We start from the raw sequence: 16,913 nt of genomic DNA, 5'->3' as shown, positions 1-16,913 counted from the left end.
CGATGCTGGAGACTCTCTCCGAGCACGGCTGTTTTGGCGGCGTACAGGGCTTCTATCGCCATGCTTCGCCGGCCATCGGCCTGGATATGCGTTTTTCGGTATTCGTCCCGTCCCAGGGCGGGCAGGGCGGAGGCAAGCTGCCGGTGCTGTTCTATCTGGCGGGGCTGACCTGTACCGAAGAAACCTTCATGATCAAGGCCGGTGCGCAACGCGTGGCGGCGCAACTGGGCCTGATCCTGGTGACTTGCGACACCAGCCCGCGTGGTGCCGGCATTGCCGGCGAAAGCGACAGCTGGGACTTTGGCGTCGGTGCCGGTTTCTACCTCGATGCCACGCAGGCGCCGTGGTCCGGGCATTACCGCATGGAGAGCTATGTGGTGGAGGACTTGCGCCGCGCCGTGCTGGAGAACTTCCCGGCTGACGGGCAGCGCACGGGCATTTTCGGTCACTCCATGGGGGGGCATGGAGCGCTCACGCTGGCCTTGCGCCATCGCGAGCTATACCGCTCGGTGTCGGCCTTTGCTCCGATTGCCGCGCCGATCCACTGCCCTTGGGGCCAGAAGGCTTTCGGCAATTATCTGGGCCCGGATCAGGAAAGCTGGAAGGAGCATGATGCCAGCGAACTGATGGGCAAGCTCTATGCGCCGTTCCCGCAGGGCATCCTGATCGACCAGGGGCTGGCCGACAAATTCCTGACCGAGCAGCTGCAGCCGGAACGTTTCGAAGCGGCCTGCAAGGAAGCCTCACAGCCGCTGACCTTGCGCCGGCATGCGGGGTATGACCACGGGTATTACTTCATCGAGAGTTTTGTGGAAGATCATTTGCGCTTCCATCATGCGAATTTGATGGCTTGAACTCGCTTGAGCTGAAATGAAGGGCTGACGATCAACATCGTCAGCCCTTATTTTTTACCTTTTTCTTTTCACATGCTCTGCCGAGGGGCACTGTTCACTTTTGAATCGACGCACGCTTGCAGTGATTCATTGTCGACGCGGATCCGAACCTTCATCCGGAGGTACGGAAATCGTCATGCAACGATAGGTCTTGCGTCGCTACTCCTTTAATTTATCGATTTTCAAAGGAGGGCCGATGTGCTCCGTCATTTGCCTGACAAGCCGGATTCCTTGTGGCGACATCAAAGGAAGGGCAAGTCAATGAGGCAGCTTTCACTCGTGTTGTGGATGGTTTCGTTGACGGCGCTTGCCGCCCCGCCAGAGGATGTCGTCAAAAGCTGTCTCTCCGGCACGGCCCGCAATGGGGTATCGCGAACTGCGATTGAAGGCGGGGCTCTCTATCTTCAGGACGATTACCGGTCTGGTTACCAGGCTGAATATTTCTTGTATGGGGGCATGGAGATCGGGAGCGCCCAATCGCGGCGCGGCGATGCGTTGCTGTATCGCGGCAGGCTCTACCCGCTGAGGCGGGCAGTCAAGCTGCCGCAGACAAGATCAAGGGAGCGCCCCGCCATTCAGGTTGCGCTGGCAGAGTGGTCTCTGATCCGGGAGAAGGGCAAGCAGTATCTCTGCGTCAGCGATCAGTTCGAAGGCATCGGCCGCAGCGGCAGCTTTCAGAAGGCCAGGTTTGGCTACCTGCTGGAGACCTGGCGGCACGGTACCTTGTACTTTTTTGATGGGCTGGTGGATTGATCCGCAAGCTGTCAGCTGAGTGCCTCATCCTAATCAGAAAATAGGAAAGAAAAAACTAGCCTGATCGTGAGGCTGAAAATTCACTCAATCATGTTTCTGACAGCGCTGCATTGGGGTGATTGCTTATCCAATGAGCATTCTAGATTGGAATAAGGTGATGTCGATTTTTCGCCCGTACACTCGTGGATGTTCTCCCAAATATGAGCTGGGCCTTCGCCGCCGGGAAAAGCTGCGCTTCTCCCATCGGCACTCCAGAAGAATACGGAGCGCCCCATTCCAACCGCCCCCTGGGAATATGCGGTAATGGGAATGATGGGCCAGGTACTGTCTCTCACGACTTTCTTGGAGCGCAGGTCAACGACGGTGTAAAACGCATCGCCGTCGGAGAGCGTGAACAGGGCGTAAGGATCCAGCCAAGACCACCTTTCGCCGCCCCGGAATGCGTATTCGATCAGGGCGCACTTGCCCCCCGGATTGACCAGAATGGTCTGCGGTTCGATGGCGGGGCGGATCAGTTGGGGGACTTTGCGTAAAAGGAGATAGCTCGCCACGAGCACTATCATCATGCCTGCAAACAGTGTTCCGGAACGTTTATGTGGCATGGCTTTGAAGGAGTATTGACTGGATGTCTTTTGACGTCAGCCTGAATCGATAGGGCGTCCTGAGTTTGGTGGTCCTGATATCGCTGAAGACCATCAGGTCGCCTCCTTTGCCAGTCTCCTCCCTGTGCGCTGTGAATTTCTGATTTTTTACGATCAGATAGTCATCCGGACAAGTTCCTCGTGATTCGCCCAGAGCATACAGCCGAACAAAGGGTTGCTTGGTCTTTCTCCAATGCCCGAGATATTGAGCCCCGTTGAAGTCATAGGTGTCCCTAGCGAATACACCGATGTTATTGACCACGACCTCATACCATTTCGCAGGGAGGCGATAGCTCTGTTGTTCCTGAGGGGAGGCAGCGTCGCCAGGAATAACGACGCCCTCGCCGGCAATCTTGAACAGGAAATCTGCGCATGCCACCCAGAGATCGTCGAGATCCGGATCGCTGAAAAAGAGCTCATTCATCGCGGCTGCGCCATATGATTGCACTTTGAAATCTCTTTCGCCGACTTTCTTGATTTGGAATTGCGAAAGTTCATTGATTGCCGGGACGGCGTCTTTAAAGTCACCGAAGACTTCTGGCCGATTTGAGAACTTTCCACTTTTCACCAATTTCTTGACGAGTTCTCTGCGAGCCGGCTCGCTCTCGTACAAGGGAGGGGTAGAGCGAACCCAAGCTTTCTTTCCGAAAATCAGGTCATACTCTTTTTTTGCGCGAGGAAAGGAGAGCAGCCATTCCATCGTGAGCGTGGAGCAGTCAGTCAGACCGGCTGGATAAAGCCGGGCGTCAGTCAAACCACGCTTTTCTTCGTCAGACATCGCGTAGGCGTTCGACGAGAGCCATTTGCGCATCAGTATGGCGCCGCGTTTCCACGCGGCTTTCTCCATGATGTCGGGAAGATCGGTAAGCTTGAAAACATCTGCATAACAAACTTTTCCCTGCTTCATTTCTGTGGGGCTGGTTCGCGACTTGCCAACAAGCTCGAGTTTGCCTGTTTCAATAGTCGTCATTTCCGGACCTCAATTTCACGCTGAGGCCCCAGTTCCAACTTCAGGGCTTGCCGCTTGTCTGCCTGTGCGTATTTTGTTCTTCCTTGATCGTCGGTATATCCCTCGATTATCTGCCCTGTATCAAGCGTTATTCGATAGAACCGTCGACGCGCAGGGTTTCCCGTCTCTTGTTCCAGGACAATGAAATACTCGTCGAATTCTTTCTCGTGAGACGCGTCAGGAGGGTCAATGCCACGCCATCCACCCTCTCCGTCCGGCACAAACGCAGGAAAGATGGTGGATTCGGACGAAATGCCGTCTGTGCCGTTCAGGGTTGAAATGAGTGGGCAACCTTGGCTGCTTCGCATTCCATGGAGAACCCGTGGTCGACCATTCGGCAGTACGTTAGTTGGGAGACCTTCGGCGATGACGCAGCGCTTGCTGCATGCGATGCTTGCTCCTTGGTACGTATAAGCGCGGCCGTGACTGGAGCACGTCTGAACACCTTCAATCACGCTTGCTCCGCAGGCTGCCACATCGCCCTGCCGGACCCATCCCAGGATATTCACGATGCCTCCCACATCATCATGCTGGCGGACTTTAAAGGGGGCGAGGAGTCATTCTTGCTTGAGATCAGAGGATGCACGGCAGCTCTCCCGTGGATGAAAATGGGGAAAGTTACGCGAGATGTACGCTGTGCTCCATAGTAAGAAGTCGATCTTTGGGGCGCATTTGCTTGCTACAGCTGCTCATCAGGATTTTTCCAATATCGAATTGCGTGTATTCGAAGACGACGTTACATATGAAAAAACCGGCCCAATCGGACCGGTCCCGTCAGAACGATACAGGCAAGCCGTCAGTGCATGATCAGACGAACGCGTCTGTCACGACATGCTCCCCCAGCATGAACGCATCGGCCACATGCCGCAGTGGCGCCACATCCACATCGGACGATCCGCTACGGATCAATTTGCAGAAATGTGCATACAGCGAGGGATACTCCCCCTCCACCGGCAGCTCGCACGGCTTATCGTTGATCCAAAGTTCATGTCCGCCCTTTTTCAGGTGGACCCGGGTGCTGTCGGTCTCGATGACGATATCCCAAGTCTGCTCACCCGTCTGGCGCCAGTCGAAGTCGGCCTGCACATCCGTGCCCAGCGCATCCGTAAAGGCCAGGCGCGCGGCAATCGGGGTCTGGCGGTTGGACGGCACTTCCAGCGTGGCCTGCTTCAGGAACATCGCCTGCGGCAGGATCTCGGTGACGATCGACAAGGCATTGATGCCCGGATCGAACACGCCCAGGCCGCCCGGTTGCCAGATCCATTCCTGGTCCGGATGCCAGTGGCGCACGTCTTCACGCCAGATCACCTTGACCTGGCGCGGCGCATGTTCCTGCAAATGACGCTTGACCACCTGCACCGCCGGCGCATGGCGCGAGTGCCAGCTGGCGAACAGGGTCACGCCTTTTTCCGCCGCCAGGTGCTTCAGCGACTCGACTTCGGAGAGCGTGGCGCCGGGCGGCTTTTCCAGGAAGACGTGCTTGCCTGCCCCCAGCGCTTCGCGTGCGGCTTCATAGCGGTACTGCGGCGGCATGCACAGGGAGATGGCGTCGATGGCCGTGCCCGAGGCCAGCATCTCGGCCATGCTCTTGTAGGCCGTCACGCCCTCGATGCCGTGGTTGCGACTGGCCGTGGCGACCAGCTTGAAATCAGCATTGCCGGCAATGGCCGGAGCATGCTGGTCATAAACGATCTTGCCGACGCCGGCGATGGCGAGCTGGATGGGTGTCATGGTGTCCTTGCTTGTTATTGGTGACATGAGGGGAGGGGCCACAGATTACCAGCGTTGATGGACATGCGGTGCAATGTCGTGCAGATAGAGTTCGCGCAATGCCTGCATCACCTCGTCGGTCAGCGGCGGCAAGTCGCTGGCAGCACTGTTGGACTGCGCCTGCGCGACGTTGCGCGCACCGGGGATGACGGTGCTGATGCCGCTTTCCATCAGGATCCAGCGCAGCGCGAATTGCGCCATGGGAACACCCGGCGGCAGCAACGCACGGATCTTCTCCACGGCGGCCAGCGCGACGTCATACGGCACGCCCGAGAAGGTCTCGCCGACATCGAAGGCTTCGCCGTGCCGGTTGAACTGCCGATGGTCGTCGGCAGCAAAGGTGGTCTGCGCATTCATCTTGCCGGTCAGCAGGCCCGAGGCCAGCGGCACCCGGGCGATCACGGCGATGTCGCGGCGCTGTGCTTCCTGCAGGAACAGGCCGATGGGGCGCTGGCGGAAGATGTTGAAGATGATCTGCACCGATTTCACGTTCGGATATTCGATGGCCTTGAGGGCTTCTTCCACCTTCTCCACCGAGACGCCGTAATGAGCGATCTTGCCGGCCGCTACCAGCTCATCCATATGGGCGAACACTTCCTGCTGGTAATACACCTCGGTGGGCGGGCAGTGCAGTTGCACCAGGTCCAGGCAATCCACCTCCAGGTTCTTGAGCGAACGGTCGACGAAGGCGGTGAGATTGTCCTTGTTGTTGTAGCCGCTGGCCACATGCGGCGAGAGGCGGCGACCGGCCTTGGTGGCCACGAACGGACGTGCGCCGCCGCGTTCCTTCAATACCTGCGCGATGAGCTGCTCGGAGCGGCCATCGCCATAGACGTCGGCTGTATCGATGAATGTCACGCCTGCATCCAGTGCCGCGTGCAGTGCGGCCTTGGCATCCTGTGCCGAGACATCGCCCCAGGAGCCACCGATGGCCCAGGCACCAAATCCGATTTCCGAGACTTCTGCGCCGGTGCGGCCAAAGCGTCTTGATTTCATGTGCGTACTCCTTGCGAGTATGTTGAAAACCGTATTTATACCGCGCACCACGCGCGAGGGCGCTTGGTTTAAGATGAGCCAGATTCATTCCTGAAGTGATTTCAATTCATCCATGTCTCTCCTCGACCATATCGAATTTTCCGACCTGCGGGTGTTCGTGACCATCCTGCGGACCGGCAGTTTCAAGGCGGCCGCCATTCAGCTCGGGCTGACCCCCTCGGCCACCAGCCATGCCATGAAGCGGCTGGAGGAACGGCTCTGCACACAGTTGCTGTACCGCTCCAGTCGTGCGATCTCGCCCACGGCGGCGGGTAGCGAACTGGCCGCCCGACTGGAGGAGGGCTTTGAACAGATCGCCCGGGCGCTGGGTCATCTGGAAAGCTCGGCAGAAGGCAGCCTGGGGGAGTTGCGCATCAACGTCTTTGCGGACGCGGCCCATCTGCTGATCGAACCGGCCATTCCCGAGTTCGTGCGGCAATGCCCCCGGGTCAAGCTCACCATCGTGGTTGATGACAAGCCCATCGACATCGTCAGCGAAGGCTATGACGCCGGGATTCGCTATGGCCATTACGTGCCGGAAGGCATGGTGACTGCGCCGCTCACCCGCGCGCATCGCTGGGTGGCAGCGGCTTCGCCCGCGTATCTGGATCGGCACGGACGGCCCCTGACGCTGGAGGATCTGCAGCAACACACCTGCCTGCAATTGCTGCTGGGGGACAACTCCAGCTATCAGTGGGAATTTGGCAAGGGAAGGTATCGGCAGCGCATCCGCGTGCCGGGCCTGGTGACGATCAACAATACCGCCGCCACCATCGCGGCGGCCAAGGCCGGGGTCGGTATCGCCTATCTGTTGGAGGGAAGGATCAGCAAGGAAATCGACGAAGGTTCGCTGGAAGCCATCCTGGAAGAATGGGCGGCCCCCAGCGAGCCTTTCCACATGTACTACAGCAGCCGGCGCCATGCGCATCCGGCCTTGCGCAAGCTGATCGACATCATCCGGTTGCAGAACGGCCTGTCACGACTGCGGTAGCCGCCACAGGTGCCGCGTCAGTGCGCCGCCGAGGCTTCGGCGGCACCGGCACCGCCCTTGGATGGCTTGATGATCCAGATCAGCGGGATGATGACGATGAAGATCACGGCCGAGACATAGAAGATGTCATTGATGCCCAGCATGGCCGCCTGGAAGGTGATGGTCCGCTCCAGCATGCCCACGCTCTGCTCGGCGTTGAGCCCCAGGGTGCTGCTGAGGTTGTTGAGGCTTTCCTGCAGCCAGGGACTGTAGGGTGTCGCATGTTCGGTCAACTGGGCGTGGTGCATGATGCTGCGGTTGTTCCAGGCCGTGGTCGAGATCGAGGTGCCGACCGCACCGCAGAATACCCGCACGAAGGACGACAGCCCGGCGGCGGCCGGGATGCGCTCCGGCGGCAGGCCGGACAGCAGCAGCACCGTCAGCGGGACGAAGAACATCGCCGTCGGAATCCCCTGCAGCAGCGTGGGCAGGATCACCGTCATCTGGTCTACCTGCAGGTTGTAGCGCGAGCGCAACCAGAACACGATGGCAAAGCCGATGAAGGACGCCGTGGCCACCTTGCGGGCATCCACCAGCGGCAGGAAGCGCCCGATCAGCGGCATCAGGATCACCGCGAAGATACCGATGGGAGCGGTCGACAGACCCGAATCGATGGAGCGATAGCCCAGATATTGCTGCAGCCATTGCGGCAGGATCACCAGGTTGCCGAAGAACACGCCATAGCCGATGGAAATGGCGATGGTGCCGCCGGCGAAGTTGCGCCGTCCAAACAGACGCAGGTCCACCACCGGGTGGTCATTGTTGAGCTCCCACACCACGAAGTAGGCAAAGGCGACCAGCGCGATGATGCCCAGCGTGACGATGGTGGGCGAGGCAAACCAGTCCAGGTCCTTGCCCTTGTCGAGCATGATCTGGAAGGCCGCGACCCAGGTCACCAGCAGTGCCAGGCCGATCTTGTCGATGGGCAGGTGGTGGGTCGGCGTCTCGCGCGAGCGGTAGATCGCCAGCGTGATGCCGGCCGCGATCAGACCCACGGGGATGTTGATGTAGAAGATCCACGGCCAGGTGTAGCTGTCGGTAATCCAGCCGCCCAGTGCCGGCCCGGCCACGGGCGCCACCACGGCCGTCATGCCCCACAGTGCCAGCGCAAAGGAGGATTTCGATTTGGGGTAGGCCCCCAGCAGCAGCGATTGCGACAGCGGCACCATGGGGCCGGCCACCAGACCCTGCAGCACGCGTGCGGCCAGCAGGATGGGAAGGGTGGGCGCCAGTCCGCACAACCAGGAGGCCAGCACGAACAGCAGCACCGAAGTCACGAACAGGCGCACTGCGCCCAGGCGCTGCGTGAGCCATCCGGTCAGCGGAATCGAGATGGCATTGGCGGCGGCAAACGAGGTGATGACCCAGGTGCCTTCATCGATCGACACACCCAGGTTGCCCGAGATGGTCGGGATGGCGACGTTGGCAATGGAGGAATCCAGCACGTTCATGAACACCGCCAGCGACACCGACAGGGTGCCCAGCACCAGGTTGGCGCCGCTCAGCGGTGGCGGCGGCGTGTAGGGTTTGGGGGGAGTAGTGGCCATAAGGCTTGATCATTGTCCGGTGGAGGTCTGATGAGGACAGCGGCATCGCCTCAGGTGTGCGGCACCGCCACCGCTGCGGCGGCGGCCTTGCCCTTGCGCGCCTGCGCCAGTGCGCCGGCGTTGTCGCTGATGATGCGCTCGACGATGGCATCGGCCTGTTTGCCCAGATCGTCATAGACCTTGGTCTGGTAATCGGTCGGCACCGCTTCCAGCGCGCGGCCATCGCCATGGATGTCTACCGTGGCGGTCGTGGACAGGCCGATGCGCAGCGGATGCGCGCGCACCTGTTCCGGGTCCAGCGCAATGCGCACCGGTACGCGCTGCACCACCTTGATCCAGTTGCCGGTGGCGTTCTGCGCCGGCAACAGCGAGAAGGCACCACCGGTCCCGGCCGAGAAACCGATCACGGTGCCCTTGTACTTGACGCCGGAACCGTAGACATCGGCGATCACTTCCACCGGCTGGCCGATGCGGATGTGCTGCAACTGGCCTTCCTTGAAGTTGGCGTCGATCCAGATCTGCTCCAGCGGTACGATGGCCATGAGCGGGTTGCCGGCGGCGATACGCTGGCCGACCTGCACCGAGCGCTTGGAGACGTAGCCCGAGACCGGCGCCACGATGTTGACACGGGCGTAGTTCAGGTAGGCATTGCGCACGGCGGTGGCAGCCTGCAGCACGTTGGGGTGCTCGGTCACGCTGGTGTGATCGGTCAGGGCACGGTTGGCCGCAGCAGCGGCACGCGCCTGGTCCAGCGCGGCCACGGCGCTCTTGACGGCATCGCGGGCGTGCGAGACGTCTTCCTGCGAGACCGCACCGGAGGACAGGCCGGCCTGGCGGCGCTGCAGGTCCTCGCGGGCACGGGCCAGGTTGCTGTCGGCAGCGGCCACGTTGGCGGCCAGGGTGTCATTGTTCAGGAACAGCTGGCGCGTCTGGCGCACCGCCTGGGCCAGTGCGGCCTCGGCCTGGTCCAGCGCCAGCCTGGTATCGGCCGCATCCAGTGCCACCAGTTGCTGACCGGCCTTGACCACCTGCGTGTCGTCGGCCTTCACGGCTACGACGGTACCGCCGACCTGGGCGGAGATCTGGACAACGTTGCCGCCGACATAGGCGTCATCGGTCTCTTCATAAAACCGCGCATGCAGGAACCAGTACAGGAAGCAGGCAGCGGCAATGAGCAGCAAGGCCAGCGTCAGCAGGATGAGCTGGCGCTTGCGTTTGCCATTGCCATTGCCGTTGGCTTGCGGGTTTTGTTGGGTGGTGCTGTCACTCATGGAGGACTCCGTTCTATCTCTTTGTAGTCGGTCGATCAGCCCCGCCGCGAAGGCGGGGCCGTCCCGGTCACCGGCAGGCGGGGTGGAGAAGCCGGTGGCGGGCTGGGTTCAATTCAATGGCTTGCGTGCTCAGGTGCGCAGGTTCAGTGCGAGGGCGGTCCTGCGGCCAGTCCGGCCTGCTGGGCATCGAAACCGCCGCCCAGGGCCTTGTAGAGTGCGACCTGCTGGTCGCGGCGCTGAGCTTGCAAGGCCACCAGTGACTGGCGCTGGGCCAGGACGCCGGTTTCCGATGACAGCAGCGTCAGCTGCGACACCAGGCCCAGGCGATAACGTTCGCGCGCCAGGTCGTAGGCGCGTTCGGCGGCCTGCAGGGCTTCGCGACGGATCGGCAGCTGACGCTCGATCGAGTGGATCGCCGCGATCTGCCGTGCCACGTCGGCATAGGCGTCGTTCAAGGTCTTGTTGTAGGTGGCCACGGCCAGCTCGTAGTTGGCGTATTCACCCTTGAGTCCGGCGCGCAGCGCGCCGCCCTCGAAGATTGGCAGCGTGAGCGCCGGACCGAAGGCGATGGTCTTGCTGGCCGCGGTGAAGGGGTTGCTGTCGATGAGGCTGTCAAAGCCGATCATGGCGCTTAAGTTGATGTCCGGGTAGAAGCGCGCCTTGGCGACATCGACGCCGCGGCTGGCGGCTTCCACCTGCCAGCGCGCGGCGACGATGTCGGGGCGGCGTCCCAGCAGGTTCAGCGGCAGGTCCGCCGGCAGGCCCGGCGTGGTCAGGTTCTGCATCGACGGCGGCGCCAGTTGCAGGCCACGGTCCGGACCCTTGCCGCTCAGGGTGCCGAGCTGCTGGCGCAGCAGGACGATCTGGCCGGCGCTTTGCTCCAGCTGGGCGCGGGCGTCGGCACTGCTGGCGCGCGACTGGTTGCGTTCGATCTGGCTGTCCAGACCGGTCTTGACGCGCTCGGCGGTGATGCTTTCCAGGGCGCTGCGCTGTTGCACGGTGCGTTGCAGGATATCCTGGAGGGCGTATTGCGCCGCCAGCTGGCTGTAGACCGAGACGATCGAGGCGGTCAGCGCCAGGCGCGCTTCCTGCTCGCTGGCCTGGGCGGCTTTTTCGCTGGAAATGGCCTGTTCCAGGGCGGCCTGGTTCTTGTTCCAGAGATCGAGCTCGTAGCCGACATTGAGGCCGGCCTTTTTCTCGTTGAACCAGTTGCCGCCATAAGGCGACGGATAGATCGAGGTGCTGGAGAACTGGTTGCGGATGACCGAGGCTTGCGCATCCACGTTCGGCAGCAGCGGGGCGCCGCGCGACTCGGCCAGCGCGGCGGCCGCGCCGATGCGTGCACGCGCCTGTTGCAGGCTGGGGTTGGCGGCCAGGGCCTCCTCGATCAGGGTGTTGAGCTGGGCGTCGCCAAACTGACGTACCCAGTCACTGCCCGGCCATTGCCCGTCGGGGGCGCCGGGATTGGGATCGGACAGGCTGCGCGCCGTACTGAAGTCGCTTGCCCGGGCCAGCTGCTTGTTGCTGCCGATGCCCTCGAAGCTGGCACAGCCTGCCAGGCCGATGGCGCCGATCAGCGCCACCAGCAGGGCGCTGGCCGCCTTCGCCCGCGGCCGGGAGGCGGGCGAGATGATGCGTTGCATAGAATTCTCCACGAAGAGTATTTGGCGATACGAGTTGTTTTTCGAGTTTTGCGAGGTGTGCCGTGCCAATCATCCGGCACTCACCCGCGCAGGCTCGTCGGACCAGGCAGACGGCGCAGCAAGCGCTCGCAATGATTTACGAGTACCATCCACAGGTCGGGCGAGTAAAAACTCATTTTTCGTATTATACTTCGATATACGAACAATCACTCACGTTGTGAATTCGCGTCGGGGGCGGGCGAATTCCTTACCAAAGCTGCCAATGAAACTGCAACCCAGAAAAGAACCTCGCCAGGCGCGTTCGCGGGCGATGGTCGATACCATCCTCGATGCCATGTCGCGCGTGCTGGTCGAGCGTGGCTATGCCAAGACCAATACCAATCTCGTGGCCGAATCGGCCGGTATCAGCGTCGGTTCGCTGTACCAGTATTTCCCCAACAAGGATGCGCTGATCTTCGCGCTGCGCGAGCGGCACAGTACCCGCATGCTGAGCCTGTTCGAGGATGTGGTGGCCCACATCGACGCCTCCGGCACGCTCTCGGGCGACTTCGAGAAGCTCATCAATGCACTGGTGGCGGCACACCTGCTGGAGCCGGAACTCAATCGCATCCTCGAAGAGGAATTCCCGGCCTACAATCTGCCGATCTCTCAGGAGATCCGCCAGGGTTTCTTCGAGGCCATCCGCCGCGTGCTGGAAAAGCACCGGGCCACCATCACCCCGCCCGATCTGGATGTGGCCACCTTCGTGGTCCAGCGCATGATGAAGGCGCTCATCAAGGCCGTGGTCCTGACCGGTTACGGCGGGGTTTCGCCGGCCAGCGTGCGCACCGAAATCCTGCCGGCCGTGATCGGTTACCTGACCGCCGCACGGACCTGACTGCGCTGACTTCGACGGCGCTGGAGGGCAGAGGGGCTCCAGTACGCGAATTCACGTGCATAATGTTCAACATGAAGATCCTGACTGCACTCCGTGCAGCCTGTCGTGGCAGGGTCGGCAGGCGGATGTCGTGATGTTGTTGCCAGGCAATTCAGAAACTTCCCGATAGGCAGCACGCAGGGCTTCCGTATAGTGCAGGGGCAGGTGATGCCGGGGGATGCGCTGTGGCGGCGTCCTTGGCCGGAGACCTTCATTGCCCGAATTTTCCAGTGACAGCGATATGCAGAAAAAAAACATGCGCCGCGCCCCCCTCCTGACTGCCTTCCTGTTGTGGGCCGGTACGTGGGCCTGTGCGGCCCAGGCTGCCGTCTCGGTACAGGTGCTCGACAGCGCCGGCCAGCCCGTTCCCAACGCCGTGGTCTATGCCGAACCGGCTGGCGGCGGGTCATCGGCCAAGGCGCCGCACCAGGTGGAGATCGAGCAGAAGAACAAGACCTTCATTCCGCTGGTCACGGTGGTGCAGACGGGGACTCCGATCCTGTTTCCCAATCATGACAACGTGCGGCATCATGTGTATTCCTTTTCGCCGGCCAAGACCTTCGAACTGAAGCTGTATTCGGGCGTGCCCGGCAGCCCGGTGATGTTCGACAAGGCCGGTACCGTGGTGTTGGGCTGCAATATCCACGATGAGATGGTGGCGTATGTTCAGGTGGTCAATACGCCGTATTTCGGCGTCAGTGACCGCAGCGGCATGGTGCGGCTGGAGGGTATCGCCAATGGGCGCTATGCGCTCAAGGCCTGGTATTTCACCATGGGGCCGAACCAGGCCGCGGTAGCGCAGCCGCTGGAAGTGCAGGGCGAGGGCCGCGCTACCATCAAACTCAATGTCAAGGCGGTACCGCTGTAGGGCGGGCCGTCCGGCGCATCGACAGAAACATTACTAGACTAGAGAAAACGGGGCAGGGGTGCGTCTTTACCGTCTGGAAAGCAAGATTGTCGCGCTGTTCATCATCCTTATCGTGGTGGTGCAACTGGCCGGCTTCGTGGCGATCCGAACCGCCATTGATCGCAATGCACGCAGTGCCATCAGCGACGAGCTGGTCGTTGGTGAGCGTGTCTTCACGCGTCTGCTGGATCAGAACGCCCAGCAACTGACCCAGGGTGCGCGACTGCTGGCCTCGGATTTCGGTTTCCGCCAGGCCATCGGCACCGATGACCGCGCCACCATCGCCTCGGTACTGGCCAATCACGGTGCGCGCATCGGCGCTTCCATGGGCATGCTGGTGGGGACCGATGGTCTCATCCGCGCCTCCACGCTCGACTATCCCGATACCGATCTGCAACGCAGCAGTCTCGAACTGGTGCGCCGTGCCGGCAACGGCAATGGCGCCGCCGAGAGTGCGGTGGTTGGCGACAGCCTGTTCCAGATCGTGGCCGTTCCGATCAAGGCGCCGGTCACGATCGCCTGGGTGGTGATGGGTTTCCCGGTAGATCGCAGTCTGGTCAACGACATGCGCGCGCTGTCGCAGTTGCAGGTCTCCATCCTGGTACGCCAGCGCGGCAATGCGGGCTGGACGGCCGATGTTTCTTCCCTGCCCGGGCCGCAGGCGCAGATGATGGCCACACAGGCCAGCCGCCAGCCGATGGACCAGGCCGGGGCCACCGACCTGCAGATCGATGGCAACCAGTATCGTGCGCGCGTGCTGCCGCTGGCCCGCGCCAGCAATGGCCAGGAAGCGGTGGCGGTATTGCAGCGCTCGGTCAGCGAGGCCGTGGCGCCGTACCAGCGCCTGCAACTGATCCTGCTCAGCATCACCGTGCTGGGTGTGCTGGGCGCGGCGGTGGCCAGTGCCGTGATGGCGCGTCGCATCACCAGTCCCCTGCGCGACCTGGCGGCGGTGGCCAAGCGGCTGGGCGAGGGCGATTACGGTGAAGGCCTCTACATCCGTCGCCAGGACGAGATCGGCCGGTTGGGCGCAGCCTTCGAAACCATGCGCTCGGAAATCGCCAGCCGCGAACTCAAGATCAGCCGTCTGGCCTATCAGGACCAGCTGACCGGTTTGCCCAACCGGGTGCAATTCTCCGACCTGCTCAGGGAAGCGATCAGCCAGGCGCAGGCGCAGCCCGGCACCCACTGCCACATTCTCATGATGGACCTGGACCGCTTCCAGCAGGTCAATGACGTGCTGGGACACAGCTTCGGCGATGACCTGCTGCGCCAGGTGGCCGTGCGCCTGGCCGCCCAATTGCAGTATCCGGGGGCCAAGGTGGCGCGCCTGGGCGGGGATGAATTCGCCATCCTGCTGCCGGGGGTGGACCTGGACGGCGCGCTGGCCCAGGCCGTGCAGATCCTGCGCGCGCTGGAACAGCCGCTGTCGTTGCAGGAACAGACCGTGGATCTGGGCGCCGGCATCGGCGTGGCCGGTTATCCCGCACATGGTGAAAGCAGCGAGGTGTTGCTCAGCCGTGCGGAGGTGGCCATGTACACCGCCAAGCGCAAGGGCAGCGGCGTGGTGATCTATGACCCGGCCATCGACCAGAGCAGCCAGGAAAGCCTCTCGCTGCTGTCCGAACTGCGCCGCGCGCTGGAGCGCGACGAATTCATGCTGTACCTGCAACCCAAGCTGGACCTGGCCACCGGTGCGGTGGTCGGCGGCGAGGCGCTGGTGCGCTGGGTGCATCCGGAGAAGGGCTTCATCGGTCCGGACAATTTCATTCCCTTTGCCGAGACCACCGGTTTCATTCGCATGCTGACCATCTGGATGATGGAAAAGGTCGCGCAGCTGTCGGCCCGCCTGCACGCGCAGGGGCTGCGTCTGAAGTTTTCGGTCAATCTTTCCACGCGGGACTTGCTGGACCTGGAGCTGCCGGCCGCCTTTGCTGCCATCCTCGAACGCCATCGCCTCACACCCGACGCGCTGTGCCTGGAGATCACCGAAAGCGCCATCATGGACGACCCGGCCCGCGCCCAGGGCACCCTGGACCGGCTGGCGGACATGGGCTTTGCCTTGAGCATCGACGACTTTGGCACCGGCTATTCGTCCCTGGCCTACCTGAAGCGTCTGCCGGTCAATGAGCTGAAGATCGACAAGTCCTTCGTCATGAAGATGGCGCAGGACCAGGACGATGCCAAGATCGTGCGCTCCACCGTGGACTTGGGGCACAACCTGGGCCTGCGGGTGGTGGCCGAAGGCGTGGAAAGCGAAGAGGTCTGGTTCCTGCTGCGGCAGATGGGCTGCGACCAGGGGCAAGGGTATTTCATGGGCAAGCCGATGCCGGTGGAGCGCTTCCTGGAGTGGTTGCCGCAATGGCGGGCGCCGGAGGCGCTGGATCAGTCGGAAAACGTCGCGATATGAACGATGGCGCAGGGGGCCGCGCCAGCAAAGCATCACCAAGAGGGGGCAGGGGGCAGTATGAAGAAAATTGCCAAAAGTGGCATGTTCACATTGCTGGTGACGCTGGCCGTGCCGGCCATGGCGCAGATCAGTGATGCCCAGCGGGAGGCCTGGATGCAGGCCCAGCAGCGCAAGGCTGCGCAGGCCATGCGCAGCGCGGCTGCCACCGACGGTGCGAGAGCGGCAACGGCCGCGTCGGCAGCCGCCCAGGACAACGCCCGCTGGATGCCCGACCTGGGCAAGCTCAGCGCCACCGGCGGCGTGATCCAGGTCGAGGGTGCGGGTGGTGGCGGGCTCACGCCGTGGGCGCTCATCACCGGCTATGGCACCCGCGACAGCTATGGCGCCAACGCCCATTACACCTACCTGGCCACCCAGGACTACACACTCAAGTCCTATGGCGTGGCCGTGGGTCTGCGGGACCGGGTGGAACTGTCGCTGGCCAAGCAGGAGCTCTATGGCAGCCTGGCGCCGCTGGCCGATCTCCGGATCACCCAGGACATCGTCGGCATCAAGGTCAAGCTGGCCGGCGACGCCGTCTACGACCAGGACCGCTGGCTGCCACAGATTGCCGTGGGCGCCATGTTCAAGCACAACAACGGCATCGGCGGACTGGGCTCGGTGACCAGCGTGAAGCAACTGGGCGCGGCCAGCAACAGCGGCATCGATTATTACGTGTCGGCCACCAAGATCCTGCTGGCGCAGAGCCTGTTGCTCAATGGCACGCTGCGGCTGACCAAGGCCAACCAGATGGGGCTGCTCGGTTTCGGGGGCGACCTCAATGATCGCTATCAGGCCATGGGCGAGTTCTCGGCGGCTTACCTGCTCAACCGCAAGCTGGCGCTGGGGGTGGAGTACCGCATGAAGCCGCGCAACCTGGCCGCCGACCATGAGAAGGATTACTACGACGCCTTCCTGGCCTGGTTCCCCAGCAAGAACCTGTCGATGACCCTGGCCTACGTGGCGCTGGGTGACATCACCGTCTACAACCCCAAGCGGCAACGCGGCGTCTATCTGTCGCTGCAGGCCGGTTTCTGAGCCCACGGGAG

Annotated in this window: 15 protein-coding genes; 7 read left to right on the top strand and 8 right to left on the bottom strand. The window is 62.1% G+C overall.

Translation table 11 applies throughout. The features are described from left to right. The first annotated feature begins 2 nt into the window (after positions 1-2). A complete protein-coding gene (fghA, locus tag GWL_RS10475) occupies positions 3-854 on the top strand; it encodes an S-formylglutathione hydrolase (RefSeq protein WP_008329647.1) in 852 nt (283 codons plus the stop codon). A gap of 237 nt (positions 855-1,091) precedes the next feature. Further along, a complete protein-coding gene (locus GWL_RS10470) occupies positions 1,092-1,646 on the top strand; it encodes a hypothetical protein (protein WP_157174223.1) in 555 nt (184 codons plus the stop codon). An 80-nt stretch (positions 1,647-1,726) separates the two neighbouring features. Here GWL_RS10470 and GWL_RS10465 read toward each other — a convergent pair whose 3' ends face one another. From GWL_RS10465 to GWL_RS10445, 5 genes are all read right to left on the bottom strand, one after another. Continuing rightward, positions 1,727-2,248, bottom strand: a complete 522-nt coding sequence (locus tag GWL_RS10465) for a hypothetical protein (protein WP_157174222.1) — start codon at positions 2,246-2,248, stop codon at positions 1,727-1,729. Continuing rightward, complete coding sequence (locus GWL_RS10460) at positions 2,238-3,257, bottom strand: DUF6402 family protein (protein WP_034350424.1); 1,020 nt, start codon at positions 3,255-3,257, stop codon at positions 2,238-2,240. Before GWL_RS10460 ends, GWL_RS10465 begins: the two co-directional genes overlap by 11 nt. After that, a complete protein-coding gene (locus GWL_RS10455) occupies positions 3,254-3,805 on the bottom strand; it encodes a PAAR domain-containing protein (RefSeq protein WP_034350663.1) in 552 nt (183 codons plus the stop codon). Before GWL_RS10455 ends, GWL_RS10460 begins: the two co-directional genes overlap by 4 nt. A 298-nt stretch (positions 3,806-4,103) precedes the next feature. After that, positions 4,104-5,027 carry a Gfo/Idh/MocA family protein gene (locus tag GWL_RS10450; protein WP_008329644.1) on the bottom strand — a complete coding sequence of 308 codons (924 nt, stop codon included), beginning with the start codon at positions 5,025-5,027 and terminating at the stop codon, positions 4,104-4,106. A gap of 45 nt (positions 5,028-5,072) precedes the next feature. Further along, positions 5,073-6,062 carry an aldo/keto reductase gene (locus GWL_RS10445; protein WP_008329630.1) on the bottom strand — a complete coding sequence of 330 codons (990 nt, stop codon included), beginning with the start codon at positions 6,060-6,062 and terminating at the stop codon, positions 5,073-5,075. A gap of 112 nt (positions 6,063-6,174) precedes the next feature. Between GWL_RS10445 and GWL_RS10440 the strand changes: the two genes are divergently transcribed. Then, the gene (locus GWL_RS10440; RefSeq protein WP_008329622.1) at positions 6,175-7,092 is read left to right on the top strand and encodes a LysR family transcriptional regulator; all 918 of its coding nucleotides are present in this window, start codon (positions 6,175-6,177) and stop codon (positions 7,090-7,092) included. Positions 7,093-7,109: 17 nt separating this feature from the next. On the opposite strand, the gene GWL_RS10435 is transcribed toward GWL_RS10440, so the two are convergent. The 3 genes from GWL_RS10435 to GWL_RS10425 form a co-directional block, all read right to left on the bottom strand. Beyond that, positions 7,110-8,678, bottom strand: coding sequence for a DHA2 family efflux MFS transporter permease subunit (locus GWL_RS10435; protein WP_008329620.1), 1,569 nt, complete (start codon positions 8,676-8,678; stop codon positions 7,110-7,112). A 50-nt stretch (positions 8,679-8,728) separates the two neighbouring features. Then, a complete protein-coding gene (locus tag GWL_RS10430) occupies positions 8,729-9,949 on the bottom strand; it encodes an HlyD family efflux transporter periplasmic adaptor subunit (RefSeq protein ID WP_008329618.1) in 1,221 nt (406 codons plus the stop codon). Between the two features lie 143 nt (positions 9,950-10,092). Next, complete coding sequence (locus GWL_RS10425; protein WP_008329616.1) at positions 10,093-11,592, bottom strand: efflux transporter outer membrane subunit; 1,500 nt, start codon at positions 11,590-11,592, stop codon at positions 10,093-10,095. A gap of 262 nt (positions 11,593-11,854) precedes the next feature. On the opposite strand from GWL_RS10425, the gene GWL_RS10420 reads away from it, so the two are divergent. From GWL_RS10420 to GWL_RS10405, 4 genes are all read left to right on the top strand, one after another. After that, a complete protein-coding gene (locus GWL_RS10420; protein WP_034350422.1) occupies positions 11,855-12,469 on the top strand; it encodes a TetR/AcrR family transcriptional regulator in 615 nt (204 codons plus the stop codon). Positions 12,470-12,764: 295 nt separating this feature from the next. After that, on the top strand, positions 12,765-13,376 hold the full coding sequence (locus GWL_RS10415) for a methylamine utilization protein (protein ID WP_237713549.1): 612 nt from the start codon (positions 12,765-12,767) through the stop codon (positions 13,374-13,376). 58 nt (positions 13,377-13,434) lie between these two features. Then, positions 13,435-15,825 (top strand): bifunctional diguanylate cyclase/phosphodiesterase, encoded by a 2,391-nt coding sequence (locus GWL_RS10410; protein WP_008329595.1) that lies wholly within the window; start codon positions 13,435-13,437, stop codon positions 15,823-15,825. Between the two features lie 57 nt (positions 15,826-15,882). Further along, on the top strand, positions 15,883-16,902 hold the full coding sequence (locus tag GWL_RS10405) for a DUF3034 family protein (protein ID WP_008329592.1): 1,020 nt from the start codon (positions 15,883-15,885) through the stop codon (positions 16,900-16,902). Positions 16,903-16,913: the final 11 nt, after the last annotated feature.

The organism is Herbaspirillum sp. GW103 (genome assembly GCF_000261365.1).
In the GTDB taxonomy this organism is placed as follows: domain Bacteria; phylum Pseudomonadota; class Gammaproteobacteria; order Burkholderiales; family Burkholderiaceae_D; genus Herbaspirillum.
This window is presented reverse-complemented; position numbering and strand designations above follow the sequence as displayed.

Bases quoted from the DNA above. Each gene is read 5' to 3' on its own strand.
- fghA (WP_008329647.1), top strand. From the start codon at position 3: ATGCTGGAGACTCTCTCCGAGCACGGCTGTTTTGGCGGCGTACAGGGC.
- GWL_RS10465 (WP_157174222.1), bottom strand. From the start codon at position 2,248: ATGCCACATAAACGTTCCGGAACACTGTTTGCAGGCATGATGATAGTG.
- GWL_RS10460 (WP_034350424.1), bottom strand. From the start codon at position 3,257: ATGACGACTATTGAAACAGGCAAACTCGAGCTTGTTGGCAAGTCGCGA.
- GWL_RS10450 (WP_008329644.1), bottom strand. From the start codon at position 5,027: ATGACACCCATCCAGCTCGCCATCGCCGGCGTCGGCAAGATCGTTTAT.
- GWL_RS10445 (WP_008329630.1), bottom strand. From the start codon at position 6,062: ATGAAATCAAGACGCTTTGGCCGCACCGGCGCAGAAGTCTCGGAAATC.
- GWL_RS10440 (WP_008329622.1), top strand. From the start codon at position 6,175: ATGTCTCTCCTCGACCATATCGAATTTTCCGACCTGCGGGTGTTCGTG.
- GWL_RS10435 (WP_008329620.1), bottom strand. From the start codon at position 8,678: ATGGCCACTACTCCCCCCAAACCCTACACGCCGCCGCCACCGCTGAGC.
- GWL_RS10430 (WP_008329618.1), bottom strand. From the start codon at position 9,949: ATGAGTGACAGCACCACCCAACAAAACCCGCAAGCCAACGGCAATGGC.
- GWL_RS10425 (WP_008329616.1), bottom strand. From the start codon at position 11,592: ATGCAACGCATCATCTCGCCCGCCTCCCGGCCGCGGGCGAAGGCGGCC.
- GWL_RS10420 (WP_034350422.1), top strand. From the start codon at position 11,855: ATGAAACTGCAACCCAGAAAAGAACCTCGCCAGGCGCGTTCGCGGGCG.
- GWL_RS10415 (WP_237713549.1), top strand. From the start codon at position 12,765: ATGCGCCGCGCCCCCCTCCTGACTGCCTTCCTGTTGTGGGCCGGTACG.
- GWL_RS10405 (WP_008329592.1), top strand. From the start codon at position 15,883: ATGAAGAAAATTGCCAAAAGTGGCATGTTCACATTGCTGGTGACGCTG.